This window comes from Streptomyces sp. NPDC059452 (assembly GCF_042750035.1).
Taxonomy (GTDB): Bacteria; Actinomycetota; Actinomycetes; order Streptomycetales; family Streptomycetaceae; genus Streptomyces.
Map to the genome: position 1 here is coordinate 431233 of NZ_JBHYVE010000003.1, position 18000 is coordinate 449232.

Below are 18000 nucleotides of genomic sequence, written 5' to 3' on the forward strand. Positions count from 1 at the left end.
GGCACCGTGGCGGTCTGCGGCCCACCCGTCTCACCCCCGGGGCCAACCCCGCCGGGCCGGGCGGCCGCCCCCGGGCCCGCCCGCCGCGCCGATCGTCCGGAAGGAGGGACGTCGATGAGCACGAAGGACTTCGTGGAGAAGGACTACTACAAGGTCCTCGGCGTCCCCAAGGACGCCACCGACGCCGAGATCAAGAAGGCGTACCGCAAGCTCGCCCGCGAGTTCCACCCCGATGCCAACAAGGGTGACGCCAAGGCGGAGGAGCGCTTCAAGGAGATCTCCGAGGCGAACGACGTCCTCGGCGACACCAAGCGGCGCAAGGAGTACGACGAGGCGCGCGCCCTCTTCGGCAACGGCGGCTTCCGCGCCGGCCCCGGTGGTGCGGGCGGCAACTTCAACTTCGACCTGGGCGACCTCTTCGGCGGAGGTGCGCCGGGCGGCGGCCAGGGTGGTGCGGGCGGCGGTTTCGGCGGCGGCGGGGGCGGTCTCGGCGACGTCTTCGGCGGGCTGTTCAACCGCGGCGGCGCGGGCACCCGTGTCCAGCCCCGGCGCGGCCAGGACATCGAGTCCGAGGTGACGCTCAGCTTCACCGAGGCGGTCGACGGGGCCACGGTCCCGCTGCGGATGTCCAGCCAGGCGCCCTGCAAGGCGTGTTCGGGCACCGGCGACAAGAACGGCACCCCCAGGGTCTGCCCGACCTGCGTCGGCACCGGCCAGGTCTCGCGCGGCTCGGGCGGCGGCTTCTCGCTCACCGACCCGTGCGTGGACTGCAAGGGCCGGGGCCTCATCGCCCAGGACCCCTGCGAGGTCTGCCACGGCAGCGGCCGGGCGAAGTCGGCCCGGACCATGCAGGTCAGGATCCCGGCGGGCGTCTCGGACGGCCAGCGGATCCGGCTGCGCGGCAAGGGCGGCCCGGGCGAGCGCGGCGGTCCGGCCGGCGACCTGTACGTCGTCGTCCACGTCGGCGCCCACCCGGTCTTCGGCCGCAAGGGCGACAACCTCACGGTCACCGTGCCCGTCACCTTCCCGGAGGCGACGCTCGGCGGCGAGGTGAAGGTCCCCACCCTCGGCGGCCCGGCGGTCACGCTGAAACTGCCCGCGGGCACCCCCAACGGGCGTACGATGCGCGCCCGGGGCAAGGGCGCGGTCCGCAAGGACGGCACCCGCGGCGACCTCCTGGTCACCGTGGAGGTGGCGGTCCCCACGGCCCTCGGCCAGGAGGCCAGGGACGCGCTGGAGGCCTACCGCAAGGCGACCGCGGACGAGGACCCGCGGGCGGAACTGTTCCAGGCCGCGAAGGGAGCTTGAGATGGACGGCCGTCGACGCAATCCGTACCAGCTGACCGATGAATCACCGGTGTACGTGATCTCGGTGGCGGCCCAGCTCTCGGGCCTGCACCCGCAGACACTGCGCCAGTACGACCGTCTCGGCCTGGTCTCCCCGGACCGTACGGCCGGACGCGGCCGGCGCTACTCGGCCCGCGACATCGAGCTGCTGCGCACCGTGCAGCAGCTGTCGCAGGACGAGGGCATCAACCTGGCGGGCATCAAGCGGATCATCGAGCTGGAGAACCAGGTGGCCGCGCTCCAGCAGCGCGTCGCCGAACTCTCGGCGGCGGTGGACGGCGCGGCGGTCGCCATGCAGCAGCGCGAGGCCCAGGTACACGCCTCGTACCGGCGCGATCTGGTCCCGTACCAGGACGTGCAGCACACGAGCGCGCTGGTGGTGTGGCGGCCCAAGCCGAAGCGGGCTGCGGAGTGATGTGGGCCCGGAGTGAAGCGGCTCACGGAGTAGTGGAGTGGCCTGCGTAGTGAAGCGCCCTGCGGAGTAGGGCGGATGGTGTGTGCGGCGGGGCCGGGAGGGCGTGGATGCTCTCCCGGCCCCGCTGTGCGTGGGACGGGCCGGGCGGTGGCTGCGTGGGCTGTGGTGGCCGTGGTGGGCCCGTCGGGGTGTCGGGCGTCCCCCGGGGCAGTGTCAGCTGTGTGCCGGGGACGGGCGGGACGCCGGACGGGCGGGCCGGGGGAGACGGTCGCCGTGGAGGTGCCCGTACAGGACATCGGCGTCGTGTGCCGGACCGAGAGGGGGCAGCCCCTCGTCGTCGACCACGAGGGCGACGGCGGCTGCGAGCCGTCGGCCGCTCCAGCCGGGGGCGAGGAGGCCGGTAGCTCCATGGACGCGCGCCACTTCCGCGATGGCCGTATCGCCCGGATCGGCGAAGACGGCGAACCTCTGATGGAGCGCCAGCTCCCGGAACACATGGAGCTGGTTGCGCAGCGGCTCGGCGCGCCCCGTCCGGGCGTCCAGCAGGATCACGTCCGGCCGGTGGGCGGCGACGCTGGGCAGGACGAAGTCCGGACAGCTCCAGCCGGTGACGGTCACCGCCCCGGTCATCTCCAACCGGGCCCGTACGCGCGCGTGAAAGGTCATGTCGTCCGTCGCCAGTAAGGCGTGGATCACGGCTCCCCCTGAGGTGGTGGCCGGATCGCCCCTGGTGATGTGCGGTCCGGGCCGTCACCACGATGCCGTGCCGCTTGAGCGTTGGCGACCCTCAACTTGTTGCAGTGCACCATACGGACGGGGGTTGGCCGTCCAACCGCCCTTTGGCTGCTCCTGTCACGGCCCTCCGTGCCCGGCTGTGGCGATGCCGGACCGCACGAGCAGAGCCCCGAGGTGGGTGCGGCTGGTGGCGTCGAGGGTCTGCATGAGTTTGGCGATGTGGGAGCGGCAGGTGCGGACGCTGATGCCCATCTTGCGGGCGACGACGTCGTCCACATGGCCTTCGGTGAGGAGGCGGGCGATGCTGAGCTGGACGGCGGTGACGGGGGCGTCGGGCAGTGCGGTCGGCAGGGGTTGGCAGAACGGGGTGGCTCCGGCCCACAGGACGTCGTACACGTGGATGAGATAGCGGACGAGGGCCGGGTGCGTGATGCGGAGGGCTACGTCGCGTTGGGGGGTGGTGGGGATGTAGGCCACCTGGTCGAAGATGAAGAGGCGCTCCGCGGACTGTTCCATGGTGCGGATCTGCAGCCTCTCGTACGGTAGTTGGTCCACGTAGTGCTGAAGGCTCGGGTTGTAACGGGCGGAGTGCTGGTAGAGGTGGCGTACGGCCACGCCGCGTTCCAGGAACGACATCGCGCTCTTCCGGGCGCCTTCGAGGAGACCGGCGGGACGCTTGCTGCCTGGGTGCAAGGTCAGGATGTGCTCCTTGGCTCCGCGGCCGGCCTCCGCGATGGAGGACTGGATCGCGGGCTTTCCGTCGAGCACGGTGATGCCGGGATCGGGTGTGCCCCCGGAGGCCGAGGGCGTCGGGGCGGACGCTTCCAGTGGCGCCAGCGCGTTGATCAGGGCGGTGGAGGAGGTCAGTTGCTCGGACACGTCATGGGCGAGCGGGCTCAGCAGCTTGGTGAGAGCCGTGGTCGCCGGTACGGGGAGCAGTCTGGTGTCGTCGTACGGGTCGGGGCGGACCAGTTCCAGGTCGAGGAGGCAAGGCGCGTGGGCCAACTCGGGTCTGGAGATCCCGCCGCCTCGTACCGCTGTGACGTAGAGCCGCCGCCCGGCCTCGCAGAGTTCTTCGGTGGGATGTGTGGCGTGCTGGTGGGGCGCGTGGTCCTCGTCCGCGCTGGCCGCCCCCGTCCCCGCTGTCATCTGTTGTCCCCTTTGCGTGATGCAACTCTCAGCGTGAGGCTAGTTGTTGGTGGTTCAAGGCGGCACCTGGTCACAGGAACGGGTGCTGGCCCGGCTACGGCAGGGGTTCGCACGGGTTCGCTCGGGCGATGCCGGACCGGACGAGGAGGGCGCCGAGGTGGGTGCGGCTGGTGGCGCCGAGGGTCTGCATGAGTTTGGCGATGTGGGAGCGGCAGGTGCGGACGCTGATGCCCATCTTCCGGGCGATGACCTCGTCGACGTGGCCTTCGGTGAGGAGGCGGGCGATGCTGTGCTGGACGGCGGTGACCGGGGCCCCGGGAGTCGTGGTCGGGAGCGGCTGGTCGTATGGCGTCGCCTGGGCCCAGAGGACCTCGTAGACGTGGACCAGATAGCGGACCAGGGCGGGGTGGCGGATCTGCAGGGCGGTGTTGTTGCCGGGGGCGGCGGGGACGTAGGCGACCTTCCGGTCGAAGACGATCAGGCGGTCGATGGCCTGCTCCATGGTGCGCACTTCCAGGTGGCCCGGGGGCAGTTGGTCCAGGTACTGAGTGAAGCGAGTGCTGTAGCGCACGGGGTGCTGGTAGAGGTGGCGCAGCCGGCCGCCGGACGCGATGACGGCATGGGCGTTGGCCAGTCCCTGCCGCATGTTGTCGACCAGGCGGTTGCCGCCCGGCTGCGCGGTGAGGACTTCGTCCCGGGCGGTGCGGGAGGCCTCCCCGAGCACGGACATGACGCGCTCGCGCCCTTCGATGACGGTGATCGCGGGGTTCGGTGCGCGGTCGGGGAGGGAGGCGAGCGGCATCAGGGCGTCGACGAGCGAGGCGGTGGCGTCGAGGCGTTCGAAGACGTCCTGGGCGAACGGTTTGAGCAGGCGGGTGAGCGCGGCCGACGCCGGGACGGGCCGGAGCCGGCCCTCGTCGTCCGGGTCGGGGTGGACGAGGCCCCGGGAGAGGAGGCACGGCGCCTGGACGAGGTCCGCTCGCGGGATGCCGCTTTCGCGCAGTGCGTGCGCGTACAGACTCAGGGCCGGCTCGCAGAGCCCGTCGACGCTGTCGGCTCGGCCCGCATCCGGTGTCCTGCACATCTGCTGGTCCTTAAACCGTGTTGGCTGGTCCTTGACCGTGTCGGCGCTGCCCTCGGCCGAGGCTAGCGCCGGTCGTCGGGGTGCACCGGAACCGGCCGGCTCGACTGCTCGGCGGCAGTCGTTTCCACGATGCCCGATTCGACGAGGAGGGCGCCGAGGTGGGTGCGGCTGGTGGCGCCGAGGGTCTGCATGAGTTTGGCGATGTGGGAGCGGCAGGTGCGGACGCTGATGCCCATCTTCCGGGCGACGACGTCGTCGACGTGGCCTTCGGTGAGGAGGCGGGCGATGCTGTGCTGGACGGCGGTGACCGGGGCGCTCGGTGCGGCCGTGTGGTGGTTCTCGGCCAGCGGGACGGCTTGGGCCCACAGGACTTCGTAGACCTGGATGAGGTAGGAGACCAGCGCCGGATGGCTGATGCGCAGGGCGGTGTTGCGATCGGCGGAGGCGGGGATGTAGGCGACCGACCGGTCGATGATGATCAGCCGCTCGACGGTCAGCTCGGTCGTACGCACCTGAAGATGCTGGGCCGGAACCTGGGCCAGGTAGTCCCTGACGGAGCTGCTGTAGCGGGCGGGATGCTGGTAGATGTGCCGGATCCGGGCTCCGCGCCGGATGGCGGTGCGGGCGTTGGCCAGGGCCATCTGCAGGGTGCCGGAAGGGCGATTGCTGCCGGGCTGGGCTGTCAGGACCTCATCGGTGGCGGTGGTGGTGGCTTCGTTGATGGACGCCTGGATGGTCGGGATTCCCTCAAGCACGGTGATCGCGAGGTTGGGGTTGTCGTGGGCCACGGCGGTCAGGGGGATCAGCGCCTGGCTCAGGGAGGTTGCGAGGCGGAGGCGTTCGTCGATCTCCCGGGACACCGGCTGCAACAGATTGGCCAGAGCGGCTGACGGTGGCACGGGGCGCATCCACAGGTCGTCCCACGGGTCGGGATGGAGCAGGGCGAGTTCGATGAGGCAGGGGGCGGCGGTGAGGTCGCCGCGCGCTACACGTCCGGAGTGCAGGGCTGCCTCGTACAGGCGGAGCGCCGGATCGCACAGCTCGGTTCTCCCGTGCGGATGATGTCCTGTTCTGTCTTTGTCGATGCCCATTTGGGATCCCCCTGCTTTATGCAGTGCAACAAGTGGACGGTGGTGTCAGCGTAGTTGTGGGGGGAGTGTTGACCTTGTCGGGGGAGCCGGGAACTCTCCCGGCACAACCTGGGCGTCGGCTGTGCTCTCCCCCATTGCGCAGTCGCGCCCGGGTTACCGTGCGGGGGAATCTGTCGCGTGGTCAGGAGTCCGATTCCAGGATTCCTGACCGCGCGATCAGGTAGCCGAGCTGGGCCCTGCTGTTGCTGCCGAGCGCGACGCTGAGCTTGGCGATGTGGGACCGGCAAGTACGTACGTTCATGCCGAGGCGGCGAGCGATGGCCTCGTCGACGTGGCCTTCGACCAACAGTTTGGCGATGGAGTGACGGACGCCGGAGATGCCTTCCGGCCCGGGGTCGTAAGGAATCTGTTCTTGCAGCGGGACTGCGCGGTTCCAGAACTGCTCGAAGACCTTGACGAGGTATTTGACGATGCCGGGGTGGCGCAACTCCAGGGCGACGGTCCGGTCATCTGTGGCGGGGATGAAGGCGACGGTGTGATCGAAGATCATGAGACGTTCTATGAGTTCTTCGAGTGTCCGGATCTCCACCTTGCTCTCCGCCATACGCGCCGCGTAATTGAGAGTCCCCTGGCTGTGGCGGGCAGTGTGCTGATACAGGGTGCGCATGCCCACGCCGCGCTCCGCGAGTATGTGTCCGCGTTCCACGGCGGTGTTCAGCGCGTCCTCGCTGCGTCCGCCGCCGGGCTGGATGGTGAGAACCTCCGACTGGCACTCGGAGAGGGCCAGCTTTATGGAAGCGTTGATGCGGTTGAAGCCTTCAAGGACGGTGATCGCATGGGTGATCGGCGGGGTCTGGGCGCTGAGGGCCATGAAGGGTTCGAACGCTTCGGTGAGTTCGACCGAAAGCCGCCTCCGCTCCTGAATCTCCCGTTCGATGGGATGGAGCCGCTGGGTGAGGGCCGCGAACGCCGGCACCGGCCGTAGCCAGGCAGGGTCGTCCGGGTCGGGGTGCAGCAGGGCGAACTCCAAAAGGCACGGTGCGGCTGCTGTTTCGGCGCGGGCTATCTTTCCCACGCTCAGCGCGCTCGCGTAGAGCCGCGCCCCCTCGTCGCACAAAGTGGTGACAGCGTGGGGATGTGTCGCTTTTGTTCGGTCTGTGGTCAATTCTCCACCCCCCAGGAACATGCATCAGCAGGAACATGATGCATCGTTTCTGTGGTTTGACGTGCCTTGATGAGCCATCGTCTTGTGATGCGGGGGAGAGGAAACCTTGGAAGTGAGGACGAAGCCCACTATGCGTAAGAAAACGCTTCGCTCGGTGCTTGCCGTGGCCTTCTCCGTCGGGCTGGCGTCCGGAGTGCTCAGCACCCAGGATCCGACCTGGGACACGGCGCACCGGCAGACTGCTGAGTTGCGGTCGAAGGCGGCACCACCCCCGGACTTGAGCTGGGACTCCGCCCCGGCTGGGATGGGCCGAGCATGACCACGCCGCCGGACGACCGCACCTTCCGGCGCGAGATGGCAACCGCCTATCGCTCAGGGTGGCATTTCATCGATCTGCTCACGGCACTCCCCCGCCGTGGCGACTCGTTGATGGTCACCCTGTTCGGAGAGCCGATCGTCGTCGTGATGGAAGAGGACGAAGACGTCCGCGCCTATCGCTGTCTCCGACGCCCCCGTGGCGCGCCGCAGCCGGTCCGCTGCGCCGTCAGGTACGGGATGATCTTTGTGAACCTCGACCAGCGGGACCACGAGCTGGTCGCTTCGAAACCCCATTCCGCCACCCCCCGCAGTGCCTGAGCGATTCCCCCGTCGTCACCTATCGCTCCGGCGCTTCCCCCACACAGCGGCGCCACCGTGACCTGAACACGGTGGCGCCGTTGTGCTGTCCCCGGACGGGGGCGGTGGCCGGTCAGGCCCTGCCGAGGGCCCGGTCGAGGGTGATCTCGATGACGACCCGGTCCGGGTTGGGTGCCGGCGTGCGCTCGTAGCGCTCCGCGTAACGGCTTACCGCGTCCGCGACGACCTCCGGCTCCGTACGGATCGCCGCGCGGCCCTCCAGCGTCGCCCAGCGGGCCTTGTGCATCTGGCAGACGGCGACCCGTGCCCCCTCCGGGCCGGCGGCCAGGATGTTGGCCACCTTGCGGCTTCCCTTGTTGGTGATCACGCGCGCCACCCCGGCCTCGGGGTCGTACGTCACGCCCACCGGCACCACGTGGGGCGTGCCGTCCGGGCGGAGTGTCGTCAGGGTGCACAGGTGGTACTCGCGCCAGAACGCGAGGTACTCGGGGCTGGGGTTGCGTACGTCTGCCATGGGTGAAGCGTAGGCGGCGGGGCGCCGGGTGCGGTCCGGCCGGTCGGCCCCGCCTTGACGCGGTCCGGCCCCGGAAGCCGTCCGGTCCGGCCCCGGAAGCCGTCCGGTCCGGCCCCGGAAGCCGTCCGGTCCGGCCCCGGAAGCCGCCCGGCCCGGCCCCGGAAAAGGTGCCGGAACTGCCTTGAGTGGAATAGACTCAACTTTGTGCACGTTGGAATCATCAAGGAACCCCCAGCTGCGAGGAGGAGCAAGCACCCGTGGACGCCGAGCTGACCAACAAGAGCCGGGACGCCATCAACGCGGCCACCGACAGGGCCGTGAAGGACGGGCACCCCGACCTCACCCCCGGGCATCTGCTGCTCGCGCTGCTGGGGGGCCAGGACAACGAGAACATCACCGACCTGCTCGCCGCCGTCGAGGCCGACCAGGCCGTCGTGCGTGCCGAGACCGAGCGGCTGCTCGGCTCCCTGCCCAGCGTCACCGGCTCCACCGTCGCCCCGCCGCAGCCCAACCGCGAGCTGCTGGCCGTCATCCAGGACGCGGCGCAGCGAGCGAAGGAACTGGGCGACGAATACCTCTCCACCGAGCACCTGCTCATCGGGATCGCCGCGAAGGGCGGGCGGGCCGGTGAGATCCTCGACGGGCAGGGGGCCGGTGCGAAGAGGCTGCTGGCCGCATTCGAGACGAGCAGGGGAGGGCGTCGCGTGACCACACCCGACCCGGAGGGCCAGTACAAGGCCCTGGAGAAGTTCGGCACCGACTTCACGGCCGCCGCGCGCGAGGGCAAGCTGGACCCGGTCATCGGCCGCGACCAGGAGATCCGCCGCGTCGTGCAGGTCCTGTCGCGCCGGACGAAGAACAACCCGGTGCTCATCGGTGAGCCCGGCGTCGGCAAGACCGCCGTCGTCGAGGGGCTCGCCCAGCGCATCGTCAAGGGCGACGTGCCGGAGAGCCTGAAGAACAAGCGGCTGGTTTCGCTGGATCTCGGGGCGATGGTCGCGGGCGCGAAGTACCGCGGCGAGTTCGAGGAGCGGCTGAAGACCGTCCTCTCCGAGATCAAGGAGAGCGACGGCCAGATCATCACCTTCATCGACGAGCTGCACACCGTCGTCGGCGCGGGCGCGGGCGGCGACTCCGCCATGGACGCGGGCAACATGCTCAAGCCGATGCTGGCCCGCGGCGAGCTGCGTATGGTCGGCGCGACCACGCTCGACGAGTACCGCGAGCGCATCGAGAAGGACCCCGCCCTGGAGCGCCGCTTCCAGCAGGTGCTGGTGGCGGAGCCGTCCGTCGAGGACACCATCGCGATCCTGCGTGGTCTCAAGGGCCGTTACGAGGCCCACCACAAGGTTCAGATCGCGGACTCGGCGCTCGTCGCCGCGGCCACCCTCTCGGACCGCTACATCACCTCCCGCTTCCTCCCCGACAAGGCCATCGACCTGGTCGACGAGGCCGCCTCCCGGCTCCGTATGGAGATCGACTCCTCGCCCCTGGAGATCGACGAACTCCAGCGCTCCGTCGACCGGTTGAGGATGGAGGAGCTGGCGCTGAAGAACGAGTCCGACGCCGCCTCCAAGCAGCGCCTGGAGAAGCTGCGCCGCGACCTCGCCGACCGGGAGGAGGAGCTGCGCGGCCTCAACGCCCGCTGGGAGAAGGAGAAGCAGGGCCTCAACCGGGTAGGCGAGCTCAAGGAACGCCTCGACGACCTGCGCGGCCAGGCCGAACGCGCCCAGCGTGACGGCGACTTCGACGCCGCGTCCAAGCTGCTGTACGGGGAGATCCCGGGCCTGGAGCGGGAGTTGGAGGAGGCCGCCGAGGCCGAGCAGGAGGCCTCGAAGGACAAGGACACCATGGTCAAGGAGGAGGTCGGGCCGGACGACATCGCGGACGTCGTCGGCGCCTGGACCGGTATCCCGGCCGGGCGGCTGCTGGAGGGCGAGACCCAGAAGCTGCTGCGGATGGAGTCCGAGCTCGGCAAGCGGCTGATCGGCCAGACCGAGGCCGTGCAGGCCGTCTCCGACGCCGTACGCCGCACCCGCGCCGGAATTGCCGACCCCGACCGGCCCACCGGGTCGTTCCTCTTCCTCGGGCCCACCGGGGTCGGCAAGACCGAGCTGGCCAAGGCGCTCGCGGACTTCCTCTTCGACGACGAGCGGGCCATGATCCGCATCGACATGAGCGAGTACGGCGAGAAGCACAGCGTCGCCCGCCTGGTCGGGGCCCCGCCCGGTTACGTCGGCTACGAGGAGGGCGGCCAGCTCACCGAGGCCGTCCGCCGCCGCCCGTACAGCGTCGTGCTCCTGGACGAGGTCGAGAAGGCCCACCCCGAGGTCTTCGACATCCTGCTCCAGGTCCTCGACGACGGCCGGCTCACCGACGGCCAGGGCCGCACGGTCGACTTCCGCAACACCATCCTCATCCTCACCTCCAACCTCGGCAGCCAGTTCCTGATGGACCCCCTGGTCAAGCCCGAGGTCAAGAAGCAGCAGGTGCTGGACGTGGTGCGGGCCTCCTTCAAGCCGGAGTTCATCAACCGGCTGGACGACCTGGTGGTCTTCTCGGCCCTCTCCGGCGACGAGCTCGCGCACATCGCGGGCCTCCAGATCGACCGGCTGGCGAAGCGGCTCGCGGACCGCCGGCTCACCCTGGACGTCACCCCCGAGGCGCTGGCCTGGCTGGCGCGGGAGGGCAACGATCCGGCGTACGGGGCACGCCCGCTGCGCCGCCTCATCCAGACGGCGATCGGCGACCGGCTCGCCAAGGAGATCCTCTCCGGCGAGATCACGGACGGTGACACCGTACGAGTGGACCGGGCCGGGGACGGAACCGAGGGCGGCGCCGATGACGGGCTGACCGTCGGTCCGGCCACGTAACACCCGGTTCTGACCCGTCACCCTGCGTGTGCTTCCGCCCGCGCGGCCCCTTCTCTGTCAGCTTGTGGCGGATAGGGGCCGTGCGGGCTTGCCATGCCCCGCCCGCCATGGGGGAGGATGGCCGACAACCGCACGAAGGGAAATAACGGTGAGCATCGATCCGTCCTCGATTCCTAATTTCGGGGGCCAGCCCGAACCGCAGGCGGCAGGACCGGAGGGCCCCGTCGTCCCTGACCAGGACCTCGTCAAGCAGCTCCTCGACCAGATGGAGCTGAAGTACGTCGTCGACGACGAGGGCGACCTCGCGGCGCCGTGGGAAGAGTTCCGGACGTACTTCATGTTCCGGGGCGAGGACGAGCAGCAGGTCTTCTCGGTCCGTACGTTCTACGACCGCCCCCACGCGCTCGACCAGCGTCCCGTCCTCCTGGACGCCATCGACGACTGGAACCGCCGCACGCTGTGGCCCAAGGTCTACACCCACGCCCACGAGGGCGAGGAGGGCGAGGCGGGTTCCGTCCGGCTGATCGGTGAGGCGCAGATGCTCATCGGTACCGGCGTCAGCCTGGAGCACTTCGTCTCCTCGACGGTGAGCTGGGTGCGCGCCTCGATCGAGTTCGACAAGTGGCTCATCGAGCGCCTGGGCCTCGAACCGGCCGAGGGCAAGGCGGACGGCGGCGAGGGCACGGAGGCCGCGGGCGCCTAGTCCCGTACGCGCCTGAAGGCCCGGTGCGGGTGGTGGTCACGTCGACCGCCACCCGCACCGGGCCTTTCCCGTGCCGGGTCCTTCTCCGGTCAGCCGTGCGCCTCGGCGAGGGTGGTCAGGCCGGCGAAGCCTTCGGGGGAGAGGGCCGGGTGCGCTGACGCCCGATACAGCAACGGGAACTATGAGGCCCTTCTCGGTGCCCGGACCGGGCTCTGTCCGCTGCCGCTGCCGCGTCCGCCGGTGCCGTCCCCGGGCCCGTCGGCCAGCGGCAGGCTGATCCGGAACGTCACCCCGCTCGCGCCCGGGCCCAGGAGGCGTTCGGCCTCCACCCGGCCGCCGTGCGCCCCGACGACGGCGGCGACGATCGCCAGCCCGAGGCCGGAGCCCTCGTCCCGGCCCCCGGCCGGCAGGTGCGCCCGGGTCCGGGACGGGTCGGCCCGGAAGAAGCGCTCGAAGACGTGCCGGGCCTGCTCCTCGGTGAGGCCGGGGCCGTGGTCGGTCACCTCGGTCACCGCCCATCCGTCACGGGCCGCCACCCGCACCCAGGCCTCGGTGCCGTCCGGTGTGTGGTGGCGTACGTTGGCCAGCAGGTTGGCCAGCACCTGCCGCAGCCGGTCCGCGTCCCCGCGCACCAGGACCGGGCCACGCCCCGCCGCCTCGAACAGCAGCGGCCGCCCCGGCGCGAGAACCCGTGCGTCGTCCACGGCCTCCGCGGCCAGCGCCCTGACGTCGACCGGGTCACGGGCCACCGGCACGCCCTGGTCCAACGTGGCCAGCAGCAGCAACTCCTCGACCAGGGTCCCCATCCGCCGCGCCTCGGACTCGATCCGGGCCATCGCCCGGGCCAGGTCGTCCGGGCGGCTCGCCGCGCCCCGGCGGAACAGCTCGGCGTAGCCACGGATGGTGGCGACCGGGGTGCGCAGCTCGTGCGACGCGTCCGCGACGAAGCGCCGCAGCCGGTCCTCGGAGCGGGTGCGTTCGGTGAACGCCGACTCGATCTGGCCGAGCATCGCGTTGAGGGCAGCGCCGAGCCGGCCTACCTCGGTGCGCGGACCGGCCGCCGGGACCCGGCGGGTCAGGTCCCCGCCGCCGATGGCGGACGCGGTGGCGGCCATCTCCTCCAGCGGTCGCAGCCCGCGCCGTACCGCACGCCAGGACAGCAGCGTCACCGCGAGCAGCGCCACGCCCGCCGAGGTGGCGGCGACGACGGCGGTGCGCCGGGTCAGCTCGTCCGCCCGGGCCGTCTCCATGGCGACGAGGAGGATGCCGTCGGGGAGGCGGGAGCTGTGGAGCAGCCAGTGCCTGCCGTCGGCGGAGGTGAGGCGGTGGAAGATGCCGCCCGATACGTCGTCCGAAGTTCCTTCTCGGTCAAGGGCGTTCGGCCGTAGCGCGGCGGGCAGGGTGGTCGGCAGGTCGGGACGGGCGCCGAAGTCCGCGCTCCGGAGCACCCGGCCGTCGTACGAGCGGATCTCGAAGAACGACGGGATGTCGCCCTTCGAGGCCGCCGCCCGCCACACCCCGGGCAGCCGGTCCCGCTCCCCGGCCGGCAGGTCTCCTGCCCCGGCCGGCAGGTCTCCTGCCCCGGTCGGAGAGCTCCCTTCCCCGGGCCGCGGGTTCCTTTCGCCGGGCAGCGTGACCCGTTCCCCGCCCTGCTCCCCGCCCTGCTCCCCGCCCGCTTCCCCGGTGAGGTCCTCGCGCAACTGACCGGCCACCGCAGCCAGGACGTCGTCGCTCTGGTCGTTGCGCCAGTCCTGGAGCGCGCCGAAGGTGGCGCCCACCGACAGGGCCATCCCGAGCGCGAGAAGCCCGCTGAGGACCAGCACCAGCCGGGTACGCAGACTCATCGACCCTCACCGGACACGGCGGCCCCCGGCCCGGGCTCCGACACAGCCCCCGCCCCGGGCTCCGGCGCCGACCGGCCCCGGGAACCCCCGTCGGCTACGCGGATGACGTAACCAACCCTCGGCACCGTCTGGATCAGCGGCGGCTCGAACACATCGATCTTCCGGCGCAGATACGAGATGTACGTCTGCACCACCGCATCGCTGCCGCCGAAGTCGTACTCCCAGACGTGCTCCAGGATTTGACGCTTCGTCAGTACGCGACCCGCGTGCGCCACCAGGTACCGCAGCAGCTTGAACTCGGTGGGCGTCAGGTCCACCGGCACCCCCTGGCGCCGGACCTCGTACGCGTCGTCGTCGATCTCCAGGTCGGCGTACGACACCCCGGCGCGCTCCCCGGGGCCTGCCGTGCGGCGCAGCACCGCGCGGATGCGGGCGATCAGCTCTTCCAGGCTGAAGGGCTTGGTGACGTAGTCGTCGCCGCCCACGGTCAGGCCCGCGATCTTGTCCTGGGTCGCGTCCCGGGCGGTGAGGAAGACGACCGGGGCCAGGCAGCCCGAACCGCGCAGCCTGCGGGTGGTGTCGATGCCCGAGCCGTCCGGGAGCATCACGTCCATGACGATGAGATGCGGCCGGAACATCTCCACCTGGGCGAGGGCGGCGCCGCCGGAGCCGGCCACCGCCGTATCGAACCCTTCGTACCGCAGGGCGGTGGCGACGAGATCGGCGAGATAGCTCTCGTCGTCGACGACCAGGACACGCAGCATCGTTGGCTTCACCCGCCAAGTGTGGCCCGGAGCAAGGCCGTTGCCGGAGGCCGCCGGGGTTTGTTACGGCATTGACAGAGGTTTCACAGAACGCTCCCCGGGCCGTGGAAGGTCTCGCTGGTGACCTGGGCCCATGGACAGACTCTGCACCTTCGTCCTCGGACGGAAACGCTTCGTACGGATGCTTGCCGCCTTCCTGCTGCTCGCCGGAGGCGGGGCTGTCGCCCTGCTGATCCCAAACATGGACGAGCGCAACGCCTACCCGGGGCTGGCCGGATACGAGGCGAACCAGAAGATCATGGACACGTACGGCACCGGCGGCTACGAGCGGCCGTTCGTCCCCGTCGTCACCCTCCCCGAGGGGAGGCGCGCCGACAGCCCAGAGGTGCGCGAGGCGCTCGGCCGGGCCTTCGCGGGCGCCGCCGCGCGGGTGGACGCCCGGGTGGTCTCGTACGCCGACACGGGCGATGCGGCCTTCCTCGGCGGGGACGGCCGGACCACCTTCGGCCTGGTCTTCGGCGGGCCCGTGGAACAGGGCGGGCTGCCGGGCAGCGCGCTCGGGGAGGCCCCGGCGCTCGGGCCGCTGATCTCAAAGGCGATGCTGGCGGAGCTCCCGCCGGGCTCCGAGGTCCGCGTCACCGGCCTGGACGCGCTGGCCACCGGGTCGGACCGGGGCGGGCTCAACGTGCCGGTGAAGCTGGCCGTCACCGTAGGCGCGGCGATCGTGGTCCTGCTGTACGTCTTCCGGTCGGCGCTCGCCTTCGTACCGCTGCTGACCGCGCTCGTCGCCGTACCGGTCTCGTTCCTCGGTCTGCTCGCGGCGAGCCCGTTCATCGCCGTGCACGAGACGACGGTGATCATGCTGCCGCTCTTCGGGATCGGGATCGCCGTCGACTACGCGCTGATCCTGGTGACCCGCTGGCGGGAGGAGGAGGCCAAGGGGCACCACGGGGACGACGCGGTACGGCGGGCGATGGTCACGTCCGGGCACGCGATCGTGTTCTCGGCCGGAGCGGTCGCCATCGGCCTCGTCACCATGGTGCTGCTGCCGATTCCGCTGCTCCGCAGCCTGGGCGTCGGCGGCATGATGGTGACGGCGGCGAGTGCCCTGGTCTCGCTCACCCTGCTCCCGCTGCTGCTGAGCTCGGCCGGCCGCCGGATGGAGAAGCGGCGTACGGAATCACGTACGGAATCACGTACGGACAAGCGTCGGGCTGCCGGCCGGAACCAGCGCGGCGCCGAACGCGAGGCATCCGCAGGGCGGTTCTGGACCGCCGTCGCCGAACGGGTGTTCCGGTTCCGCCGACTGGTCGCCGCACTCACCGGAGCCGCCCTGCTCGCCCTCTCGGCCGCCGCCCCGGGGATCAACCTCTCGGTGCCCACCACCGACCGGCTCGCCGACTCCGGCCCGGGCCGGGAGGGCCTGACCGCCCTGACGGAGGCCGGGGTTCCGTCCGGCCCGCTCACCTCCTTCGACGTGTACGTCCCCGGGGGCACCGACCCCGGGCAGGTGGCGGCCACCCTGCGCGCCACGGCCGGGGTGTACGCGGTCGCCGCGCCGGACACGGAGGCCTGGCGGGCGGACGGCTCCGCCGTCATCACGGTGCTGCCGGAGCACGAGGGCGGCTCGGCGGCCGGGGAGGACACCGTCGCGCGGGTCATCGCCGCCGTGCCCGGAGGAACGCTCGTCGGCGGCAACGTCACCCAGCAGATCGACTACGTGACCGCCACCTACACCGCGTTCCCCTGGATGCTGGCCGTCCTCTCCCTGGTCACCTACGTGATGCTGGCGCGGGCCTTCCGCTCGCTGCTCCTGCCGCTGAAGGCCATCGTGCTCAACCTGCTGTCGCTGGGCGCGGTGCTCGGGGCGATGGTCGTGCTGTGGCAGTGGGGCTGGGGCACCGAGGCCCTGCTCGGCATCCGGCCGGACGGCTCCATCGGGACGTTCGTGCCGGTGACGGTCTTCGCCTTCCTGTACGGACTGTCCATGGACTACGAGGTGTTCATCCTGGCCCGGATGCGCGAGGAGTACGACGCCACTGGCTCGACCCGGGCCGCCGTCGTACGCGGCGTCGGCCGGACCGGACGCCTGGTGACCTGCGCCGCGCTGATCCTCTTCTGCTCCTTCGCCTCGATGGCCGCAGGCGGTGAACTGGACGTCTCGATCTTCGCCTCCGGCATCGCGCTCGGCATCCTCATCGACGCCACCCTGATCCGGGGCCTGCTGGTCCCGGCCGCCGTAGCGATGATGGGCAAGTGGAACTGGTGGCTCCCACTCACCCCGGCCCGCCTGTTGCGGGTCACCCCGTCACCTCTGCGCGAGGAGGCGGCGGAGGGCGGGGTGGCGGAGCGCGGGGTGGCGCCCGGCTAGCCGAGTCGGCGCAGTCGTTCCACCGCCTCCTCCAGTACGTCCTCGCGCTTGCAGAAGGTGAAGCGGACCTGGCTGCGGCCCGCCTCCGGGTCGTCGTAGAACACCGAGTTCGGTACGGCGGCGACCCCGCAGCGTTCCGGGAGGGCGCGGCAGAACGCGTACGCGTCCTCCTCGCCGAACGGGGAGATGTCGGTGGTGACGAAGTACGTCCCCTGCGGTTCGTAGACCCGGAAGCCCGCGCTCCGCAGGCCCTCCGCGAGCAGGTCGCGCTTGCGGCGCATTCCGTCGCGGAACTCCGTGAAGAACGTGTCGGGCAGGTTCAGCGCCTCCGCGATGGCGTACTGGAACGGTCCCCCGCTGACGAACGTCAGGTACTGCTTCGCCGAGCGCACCGCCGTCACCAGGGGCGCGTCGGCCGTCACCCAGCCGATCTTCCAGCCCGTGTACGAGTACGTCTTGCCGGCCGACGAGATGGAGACCGTACGCTCGCGCATCCCGGGCAGGGCGGCGATCGGGTGGTGGGCGCCCTCGAAGACGAGGTGCTCGTACACCTCGTCGGTCACCACCAGCAGGTCGTGCTCCACCGCGAGGGCCGCGATGCCGCTCAGCTCCTCGGGGGTGAGGACCGCGCCGGTCGGGTTGTGCGGGGAGTTGAGGAGCAGGAGGCGGGTGCGCGGGGTGATCAGGGTGCGCAGTTCGTCCAGGTCCGGGCGGAACGTGGGGGCGCGGAGGGTGAGGGGGACGCGGACGCCGCCCGCCATGGCGATGCACGCGGCGTACGAGTCGTAGTACGGCTCGAACGCGATGACCTCGTCGCCCGGTTCGACCAGGGCGAGCAGGGCGGCGGCGATCGCCTCGGTGGCCCCCGTGGTGACCAGGACCTCGGTGTCGGGGGACCAGTTCAGGCCGTAGAAGCGCTTCTGGTGGTCGGCGACGGCGGTACGCAGCTCCGGGATGCCGGGGCCCGGCGGGTACTGGTTGCCGTGCCCCGCGCGCAGCGCCCGGACCGCCGCCTCCCGGATCTCCTCGGGGCCGTCGGTGTCGGGGAAGCCCTGGCCCAGGTTGATCGAGCCGGTCCGGGCGGCCAGCGCGGACATCTCGGCGAAGATCGTCGTGCCGAATCCGGCCAGGCGGCGGTTGAGCAGCGGTCGTTCCTGCGGTCCCGGTGATCCCTGTCGTTCCTGGTGTCCCTGTGCCGGTCCCTGCGTCGGTTCCTGGTGTCCCTGTGTCATGGGCGTCATCCTGCGCCCAAGCTCTGGAGTTGCTCAAGTCTGCTTTGGGCCGCGCTGGGTGAGGGGATCTCCCTGAC

At 70.9% G+C, this 18000-nt stretch carries 15 protein-coding genes; 6 read left to right on the forward strand and 9 right to left on the reverse strand.

Translation table 11 applies throughout. The annotated features are described in order from the left end of the window. Nucleotides 1-114 precede the first annotated feature (114 nt). Together dnaJ and ACFW9Z_RS07300 are read left to right on the forward strand one after the other, a co-directional pair. The gene (gene dnaJ, locus ACFW9Z_RS07295) at nt 115-1308 is read left to right on the forward strand and encodes a molecular chaperone DnaJ (protein WP_384635648.1); all 1194 of its coding nucleotides are present in this window, start codon (nt 115-117) and stop codon (nt 1306-1308) included. Between the two features lies 1 nt (nt 1309). Then, nucleotides 1310-1762, forward strand: a complete 453-nt coding sequence (locus ACFW9Z_RS07300) for a heat shock protein transcriptional repressor HspR (RefSeq protein WP_384635651.1) — start codon at nt 1310-1312, stop codon at nt 1760-1762. A 213-nt stretch (nt 1763-1975) separates the two neighbouring features. Here ACFW9Z_RS07300 and ACFW9Z_RS07305 read toward each other — a convergent pair whose 3' ends face one another. The 5 genes from ACFW9Z_RS07305 to ACFW9Z_RS07325 all read right to left on the reverse strand — a co-directional run bounded on the left by ACFW9Z_RS07305 (nt 1976) and on the right by ACFW9Z_RS07325 (nt 7007). Beyond that, nucleotides 1976-2458 (reverse strand): hypothetical protein, encoded by a 483-nt coding sequence (locus ACFW9Z_RS07305; protein ID WP_384635654.1) that lies wholly within the window; start codon nt 2456-2458, stop codon nt 1976-1978. 156 nt (nt 2459-2614) lie between these two features. Beyond that, nucleotides 2615-3646, reverse strand: coding sequence for a LuxR C-terminal-related transcriptional regulator (locus ACFW9Z_RS07310; protein WP_384635657.1), 1032 nt, complete (start codon nt 3644-3646; stop codon nt 2615-2617). 94 nt (nt 3647-3740) lie between these two features. Continuing rightward, a complete protein-coding gene (locus tag ACFW9Z_RS07315; RefSeq protein ID WP_384635660.1) occupies nt 3741-4730 on the reverse strand; it encodes a LuxR C-terminal-related transcriptional regulator in 990 nt (329 codons plus the stop codon). Between the two features lie 62 nt (nt 4731-4792). Beyond that, nucleotides 4793-5821, reverse strand: a complete 1029-nt coding sequence (locus ACFW9Z_RS07320; RefSeq protein WP_384635663.1) for a LuxR C-terminal-related transcriptional regulator — start codon at nt 5819-5821, stop codon at nt 4793-4795. Nucleotides 5822-6002: 181 nt separating this feature from the next. Next, nucleotides 6003-7007, reverse strand: coding sequence for a helix-turn-helix transcriptional regulator (locus ACFW9Z_RS07325; RefSeq protein WP_384635666.1), 1005 nt, complete (start codon nt 7005-7007; stop codon nt 6003-6005). A gap of 294 nt (nt 7008-7301) precedes the next feature. Here ACFW9Z_RS07325 and ACFW9Z_RS07330 point away from each other — a divergent pair, with 294 nt between their 5' ends. Next, nucleotides 7302-7622 carry a (2Fe-2S)-binding protein gene (locus tag ACFW9Z_RS07330; protein ID WP_384635669.1) on the forward strand — a complete coding sequence of 107 codons (321 nt, stop codon included), beginning with the start codon at nt 7302-7304 and terminating at the stop codon, nt 7620-7622. 112 nt (nt 7623-7734) lie between these two features. Here ACFW9Z_RS07330 and ACFW9Z_RS07335 read toward each other — a convergent pair whose 3' ends face one another. Then, a complete protein-coding gene (locus ACFW9Z_RS07335; protein ID WP_384635672.1) occupies nt 7735-8136 on the reverse strand; it encodes a pyridoxamine 5'-phosphate oxidase family protein in 402 nt (133 codons plus the stop codon). Nucleotides 8137-8393: 257 nt separating this feature from the next. Between ACFW9Z_RS07335 and clpB the strand changes: the two genes are divergently transcribed. Then, nucleotides 8394-11009, forward strand: a complete 2616-nt coding sequence (gene clpB / locus ACFW9Z_RS07340; RefSeq protein WP_384635675.1) for an ATP-dependent chaperone ClpB — start codon at nt 8394-8396, stop codon at nt 11007-11009. A gap of 148 nt (nt 11010-11157) precedes the next feature. Continuing rightward, nucleotides 11158-11712: a YbjN domain-containing protein gene (locus ACFW9Z_RS07345; protein ID WP_384635678.1), complete on the forward strand. Its 555-nt coding sequence runs from the start codon at nt 11158-11160 to the stop codon at nt 11710-11712. Nucleotides 11713-11891: 179 nt separating this feature from the next. On the opposite strand, the gene ACFW9Z_RS07350 is transcribed toward ACFW9Z_RS07345, so the two are convergent. Together ACFW9Z_RS07350 and ACFW9Z_RS07355 are read right to left on the reverse strand one after the other, a co-directional pair. Next, nucleotides 11892-13556, reverse strand: a complete 1665-nt coding sequence (locus tag ACFW9Z_RS07350) for a sensor histidine kinase (RefSeq protein WP_384635681.1) — start codon at nt 13554-13556, stop codon at nt 11892-11894. Next, nucleotides 13553-14320 carry a response regulator transcription factor gene (locus ACFW9Z_RS07355; RefSeq protein ID WP_384635796.1) on the reverse strand — a complete coding sequence of 256 codons (768 nt, stop codon included), beginning with the start codon at nt 14318-14320 and terminating at the stop codon, nt 13553-13555. The genes ACFW9Z_RS07350 and ACFW9Z_RS07355 overlap by 4 nt, the downstream gene beginning before the upstream one ends. Before the next feature lie 133 nt (nt 14321-14453). On the opposite strand from ACFW9Z_RS07355, the gene ACFW9Z_RS07360 reads away from it, so the two are divergent. After that, nucleotides 14454-16691: an MMPL family transporter gene (locus tag ACFW9Z_RS07360; protein WP_384635684.1), complete on the forward strand. Its 2238-nt coding sequence runs from the start codon at nt 14454-14456 to the stop codon at nt 16689-16691. Here ACFW9Z_RS07360 and ACFW9Z_RS07365 read toward each other — a convergent pair. Then, nucleotides 16688-17923, reverse strand: a complete 1236-nt coding sequence (locus ACFW9Z_RS07365) for a pyridoxal phosphate-dependent aminotransferase (protein WP_384635687.1) — start codon at nt 17921-17923, stop codon at nt 16688-16690. The two genes, ACFW9Z_RS07360 and ACFW9Z_RS07365, sit on opposite strands and share 4 nt — an antisense overlap. Between the last annotated feature and the right edge of the window lie 77 nt (nt 17924-18000).

Coding starts and splice junctions, on each gene's coding strand:
- ACFW9Z_RS07360 (WP_384635684.1), top strand. CDS start 14,454: ATGGACAGACTCTGCACCTTCGTCCTCGGACGGAAACGCTTCGTACGG.
- ACFW9Z_RS07320 (WP_384635663.1), bottom strand. CDS start 5,821: ATGGGCATCGACAAAGACAGAACAGGACATCATCCGCACGGGAGAACC.
- ACFW9Z_RS07365 (WP_384635687.1), bottom strand. CDS start 17,923: ATGACACAGGGACACCAGGAACCGACGCAGGGACCGGCACAGGGACAC.
- ACFW9Z_RS07300 (WP_384635651.1), top strand. CDS start 1,310: ATGGACGGCCGTCGACGCAATCCGTACCAGCTGACCGATGAATCACCG.
- ACFW9Z_RS07350 (WP_384635681.1), bottom strand. CDS start 13,556: ATGAGTCTGCGTACCCGGCTGGTGCTGGTCCTCAGCGGGCTTCTCGCG.
- ACFW9Z_RS07335 (WP_384635672.1), bottom strand. CDS start 8,136: ATGGCAGACGTACGCAACCCCAGCCCCGAGTACCTCGCGTTCTGGCGC.
- ACFW9Z_RS07330 (WP_384635669.1), top strand. CDS start 7,302: ATGACCACGCCGCCGGACGACCGCACCTTCCGGCGCGAGATGGCAACC.
- dnaJ (WP_384635648.1), top strand. CDS start 115: ATGAGCACGAAGGACTTCGTGGAGAAGGACTACTACAAGGTCCTCGGC.
- ACFW9Z_RS07315 (WP_384635660.1), bottom strand. CDS start 4,730: ATGTGCAGGACACCGGATGCGGGCCGAGCCGACAGCGTCGACGGGCTC.
- ACFW9Z_RS07310 (WP_384635657.1), bottom strand. CDS start 3,646: ATGACAGCGGGGACGGGGGCGGCCAGCGCGGACGAGGACCACGCGCCC.
- ACFW9Z_RS07355 (WP_384635796.1), bottom strand. CDS start 14,320: ATGCTGCGTGTCCTGGTCGTCGACGACGAGAGCTATCTCGCCGATCTC.
- ACFW9Z_RS07325 (WP_384635666.1), bottom strand. CDS start 7,007: ATGTTCCTGGGGGGTGGAGAATTGACCACAGACCGAACAAAAGCGACA.